Annotated in this window: 5 protein-coding genes; 4 read left to right on the top strand and 1 reads right to left on the bottom strand. The window is 67.8% G+C overall.

Going from position 1 to position 5,418, the window contains the following annotated elements; genetic code table 11:
* A partial coding sequence (locus tag DBR10_RS09150; RefSeq protein ID WP_108556281.1) for a DUF418 domain-containing protein occupies positions 1-1,154 on the bottom strand: 1,154 nt, incomplete at its 3' end.
* Between the two features lie 231 nt (positions 1,155-1,385).
* Here DBR10_RS09150 and DBR10_RS09155 point away from each other — a divergent pair.
* From DBR10_RS09155 to DBR10_RS19875, 4 genes are all read left to right on the top strand, one after another.
* The gene (locus tag DBR10_RS09155) at positions 1,386-2,981 is read left to right on the top strand and encodes a pectate lyase (protein WP_108504752.1); all 1,596 of its coding nucleotides are present in this window, start codon (positions 1,386-1,388) and stop codon (positions 2,979-2,981) included.
* Positions 2,978-4,339 carry a DUF4861 family protein gene (locus DBR10_RS09160; protein ID WP_108504751.1) on the top strand — a complete coding sequence of 454 codons (1,362 nt, stop codon included), beginning with the start codon at positions 2,978-2,980 and terminating at the stop codon, positions 4,337-4,339. The genes DBR10_RS09155 and DBR10_RS09160 overlap by 4 nt, the downstream gene beginning before the upstream one ends.
* 197 nt (positions 4,340-4,536) lie before the next feature.
* Entirely contained in the window at positions 4,537-4,815 is a 279-nt protein-coding gene (locus DBR10_RS09165) for a hypothetical protein (protein WP_233243340.1), read from the top strand.
* Positions 4,812-5,418 (top strand): NAD(P)/FAD-dependent oxidoreductase (locus tag DBR10_RS19875; RefSeq protein ID WP_233243341.1); only part of this gene is annotated, 607 nt, incomplete at its 3' end. The genes DBR10_RS09165 and DBR10_RS19875, both read left to right, overlap by 4 nt.

Below are 5,418 nucleotides of genomic sequence, written 5' to 3' on the forward strand. Positions count from 1 at the left end.
GCCCAGGTCCGATAGGTCCCCGCCCGCCACAGCCACTCCAGCGGGCCATAGGCAAAGCGGCGGAACCACAGGGTGGCGACGACCGCCTGCAGGACCAGGAACCCGACAGCCAGACCGAGAGCCGTGCCCTGCGGCAGGGTCTTCCAGGCTCCGAGGCCGAAGCCGTAAAACACCGGCACCCAGATCAGCGACTGGGCGACATAGAAGGTCAGGGTCATGCGGCCCATGGGGGCGAGGCGGCGCAGGAGCGGGCCGGCCGGCCCGAGGGCGGCTTCGACGACCAGCAGGACAAAGGTGCCCATCAGGGCCAGGTCGAACCAGCCGCCGAGGATATTGCCGGCCAGGATCCGGGCCATGCCCGGGGCAGGGCCGGCGGGCAGCAGGCCGGTCAGGCTGTCGCGGAACAGGTGAAGGCTGAGGGCGATCGCGGCCAGGACGGCGAGGGCGATGCGGCGGCGGGTCACAAAGCGCTCCGGCGCGTCGAAAAAGCCGCTGCGGCCCAGCAGCAGGCCGATCAGGAACAGACCCATCACCAGGTTCAGGCGGCCGGTCTCGATGAAGAACCACGCCTTGGTCGCCTGGGCCTGCCAGAGATTGGTCTTCAGCACCTCGACGAGCGTGCCGGACTGGAAGACGGCGAGGGACGGGTCGGTCCAGTGATGGGGCGGCTGGTTGGCCCAGCCGGCGCCGGCCAGGGCAAAGCCGATCTGGATCAGCAGCCAGGGCTGGACCAGCAGGAGCGCCGCGGTGGCGATCAGAACGCCCCGGCGCGCGCGGTAGAACGGGATCAGCGGGATGCCGAGCAGGGCCAGGACGACCAGGATGTCACCGCGATAGATCAGGCCGTGGGCGACGCCGATCAGGGCCAGCAGGACCATCCGCCAGACGAAGCGGCCTGAGAAATCCTCGCCGCGCCGGTCGGCCCGGTCCATCAGCAGGAAGAAGCTGAGCCCGAAGCACAGGGCCAGCAGGGCAAAGGCCTTGCCCATCAGCAGGGTGGTGACCAGGGTGTGGGTCAGGTTGTCCTGCGGCGCGGTCCAGTAGATCTCGAACTGCTCGAACATGTGGACCACGAACACCCCGATCAGGGCGAAGGCCCGCAGGGTGTCGATCAGCGTATTGCGCGCAGGCGCGGCCGTCATGGCGGCGGTCATGGTCGAAGGTCCCCCCCGGGCGTCGGCGCGCCGGACAGACCCGGGCCGCGCAAGACCGGTATGAACCCTCTGCAGCGTCGGTGAGCCTGTCAACCTGGGGCGCGTTCCGGGGGCCCCTCGCCATCGGTTGCCATTGACACCGGTGTCTATCGTGGGTCTCACTGCCGTTACGGGTCGCAAGATCCGCCGCCAGAGACCCGAAGGTCCGGCGCACGCCCGGGGAGGGGTCATATGTTCAATCGCCGCAACTGGCTGGTCTCAGCCTGCGCCCTGTCGCTGCTTCCGACGGCAAAAGCTTCGGCCGCTCCGGTTCCGCGCGAGGCCGTGACGGCCGCCATGGCCCGCGCCACCCGCTTCATGACCGAAAAGGTCGCGGTCCGCGGCGGCTATGTCTGGTCCTACCTGCCCGACCTGTCGCGCCGCTGGGGCGAGATGGAAGCCTATCCGACCATGATCTGGACCCAGGCCCCGGGGACGCCGGAGATGGGGCAGATCTTCCTCGATGCCTGGCACGCCACGGGCGATCCCCTCTACTTCAAGGCCGCCGAGCAGGTCGCCGGCGCCCTGATGGCCGGCCAGCATCCATCGGGCGGCTGGAACTACATCATCGACTTCGCCGGCGAGGCGTCGCTGAAGCGCTGGTACGAGACGATCGGCAAGAACGGCTGGCGGCTGGAGGAGTTTCAGCACTACTACGGCAACGCCACCTTCGATGACCATGCGACCATCGAATGCGGCCGCTTCCTGCTGCGGATGCACCTCGAAAAGGGCGAGGCCCGCTATCGCAAGGCGGTCGACAGGACCGTCGATTTCGTTCTGCAGAGCCAGTATCCGAACGGCGGCTGGCCCCAGCGCTGGCCGAAAATGGGCGAGTTCACGAAGCAGGGACACCCGGACTATACGGGCCTGATCACCCTCAATGACGAGGTTGCGGAAGAAAACATCGGCTTCCTGCTTCTGGTTCTGCAGCAGCTGAAGGACGAGCGGGTCCGCGCGCCGCTGGTGCGGGCCATGGAGCTGATGATCGCCCTGCAGCAGCCCGCCCCGGTGCCGGGCTGGGCCATGCAGTACAGCCATGATCTCAAGCCCGCGCCCGCCCGCACCTATGAGCCGGCCTCGATCACCCCGCACGGCACGGCGGCGGCGATCACCCAGCTCCTCGACTATTACCAGCTGACCGGGGAAAAGAAGTACCTGGCGCGGGTCGGCGAGGCGCTCGACTGGCTGGCCAGTGTGGAGATCCCGCCCGACCAGCGACCGGCCAGCGGCCTGAACTTCTATCGCAACTACGACCCCGGCACCGGTCGTCTGATCGGCGGGGGGCGCAGGGGCTCCAACGCCCAGAACGGCGAATACTGGAACGGGCCGGACACCTCCACGACAAAGCCGGCCAAGCGGGTCAATCTGGCCAGGCTGCGCGCCCGCTATGCCCGTCTGTCGGCAATGAGCGCCGAAGAGGCCACCCGCGACTCGGCCTTGATGGGACGCGGGCCCTCGCTCCTGCCCCGGATCGTCGTGACCCAGGCCCTGGGCGGATCGGATCTCAATGTCACGGAAGCGGCGGCCAGGGCCGATGACAGCGCGCTGGCCCTGGTCACGGGGCTTAATGCCGAAGGTTACTGGCCCGTCGAGCTCCGCACCACCAGCCACGTCTATCGCGGCGACGGTCCGCCGGAGCCGCCGCCGGGCTTTGTCGATCGCGGCCAGGTCGGCGATGTCTGGGATACCTCGCCCTTCACCGAACCCACGGGGCCGATGGGCATTTCGACGGGTACCTACATCAACAATATGAGCCGCTTGATCGCCTATCTGGAGGCCGGTCGATGAGGGCTCTTGGCTTTGCGGGGTTCCTCCTGCTGACGGCCGGCCCGGCCCTGGCCCAGGACCCCTGGTACGTCCAGGGCGCGTTCAAACCCGTGCAGCGGGTCGCCATCCAGGTGCAGAATCCGCTGGATGTGGCGCGGAGCAACAGCCCGGTGACGATCCAGCGCGCCGACCTGGCCCCGCTGCACGACGTGCACGAGCTGCAGATGACTCTCGTCGATCCGCGCGGAACGCCCAATCCCGAGCCCTCGGCCCAGAAGCAGGCGCTTGAGGGGGCCCATGGCCAGGTCGCCGAGGCCAATGGCCATGCCTTCCCCTACCAGTTCGATGATCTGGACGGCGACGGCCTGTGGGACGAGCTGTTCTTCATGGCCGACTTCGCCCCGCGCGAAACCCGGACCTTCTATGTCTATCTGGGCATGCAGCAGCGTGGCTGGAACCCGCACCGCACCCATGGCGCCATCGGCAGCTACATGCGCCATACGGTTCCGTTCTGGGAGAGCGAGAATATCGGCTGGAAGCTCTGGTATCCCACCGACATCGACGTCTACGGCAAGCGCAAGCCGCAGCTGATGAGCCATCGCCTGTATACGGAAAATCTCGACGGCTATGCGGTGTCGCTGATCGATCCCGGCCTGGGGTCGGACATCATGAGCGTCGCCAACTCGTTCGGCGGCGGCGGTATCGGCCTGATCGAGGATCCGGCTCATCCGGAAAAGGTTTCGCGGCCACGGTTTGGCCCTGGCACGACCGAGAACTTCAACGGTGGGCCGCTGTCATCGACGCGCTATGCGTTCACCGTGGTGGCCAACGGGCCGGTCCGCAGCATGGTGCGCATCCGGACGATGAACTGGACGACCGGCGTCGGGACCTATGATCTTGAGCAGGTCTATACGGCCTATGCCGGCGAGGACTATACGACCGCCGAACTGGTCTTCACGCGCCGGCCGAAGACGGCGACCCCGCCCCGGCTGGTGATCGGCGTCCGCAAGCGGGCGACCGAGGACAGCTTCGTTCAGCAGGGCGGTATGGTGGTCAGCGCCGGGCCCGAACTGATCCGCAACCCCGATGACGTGGCCCGCGTCCAGGCCGACATGCCGGTGGCCTATGCCGGCTCGGCCATCGTGGTTCGGGACCGCCTCGCGCCGGCCTATGCCTTCCTGCCGGCCTATGAGGGCAACCACCTGATGACGGCGGTCCTGCCGGCTGACGGCCGGTTCCGCTATCTGCTGGCCTCCGGCTGGAGCGAAGGGGTGACCCGCAAGACGGCGGCGGCCTTTACCGACTATGTGCGGGGCGTGGCCCGGGAGTACAACGCGCCGGTCACGTTCACAGGCCTCAGGCAGGAAAACCGCCCCTGAGGGATCGGGCCGGTCAATTATCGGGACGGGGACCAAGTCTATGATTCAGAAGCCTTTCGCGTCGGGCCAGGAGCGTCGGGTCGGCCGGGACGGGCTCTGGATCAGACGTCCGGAGGCTTGCCCGGTCCGATAGACGTTTCCCACCTCCCGGAAAACGCTCTAGTCTGCCTTCGATGGAAAAGTTCCCCAGTCCACCCTTGATCACGGTCCGGCTGAGCGCCGAGGATGCAGCCGATCTTCAGGCTCGCGTCGATCGCGGCGAGTTCGCCTCCCTCGATGAGGGGGTGGCGGCCGAGCTGGCCGAGCTGAACTACCGCCGGGCGGCCGAGATTGTCGGCGGCTCCGAGGCGCTGGAAGCGCTGCTCGACGATCTCGACTTCGAGCTGGTCGACCCCGAAGAGCCGGTGGCCGGCAATATCTCCCTGACCGAGATGCTGACCAATCTGAAGGCCCAGGCCAAGGCTGCCGACGAGTGACCCCGGATTTCGATTTTGATGCCGTCGTGGTCGGGGCCGGGGCTGTGGGCCTGGCGTGCGGCCGGGCCCTGTCGGCCCGCGGGCTGGTCGTGGCGGTTCTGGAAGAGCAGGGCCACATCGGTCAGGGCGTGTCGTCACGCAATTCCGAGGTCATTCACGGCGGACTCTACTATGCGACCGGCTCGCTGAAAGCGCGGTTGTGCGTGCAGGGGCGGCGGGCCCTGTATCCCTTCCTCGAGCGGCACAATGTCGGCTTCAAGAAGTGCGGCAAGCTTGTGGTGGCCACGAACGACGCAGAAGTCGCGCGGCTGGACACCATCCTGGCCCAGGCCCTGGAGAACGATGTCGAGGGCATGGAGCACCTGACCGGCGAGCAGGCGCGAGCCCTGGAGCCGGGGCTCAACGCCCATGCGGCCCTGCTGTCGCCCGAGAGCGGGGTGTTCGACAGCCATGGCTACATGCTGGCCCTGCAGGGCGAGATTGAGGCGGCCGGCGGGGCGGTGGTGATCGCCACGCCGTTCGAGGGGGCCGCGGCCCTGCCGGGCGGCGGCTTCTCCGTCCGGGCCGGCGGGGCCGAGCCGACCACCCTGACCTGTCGTCTGC

The organism is Caulobacter sp. HMWF025 (genome assembly GCF_003060965.1).
Taxonomy (GTDB): domain Bacteria; phylum Pseudomonadota; class Alphaproteobacteria; order Caulobacterales; family Caulobacteraceae; genus Caulobacter.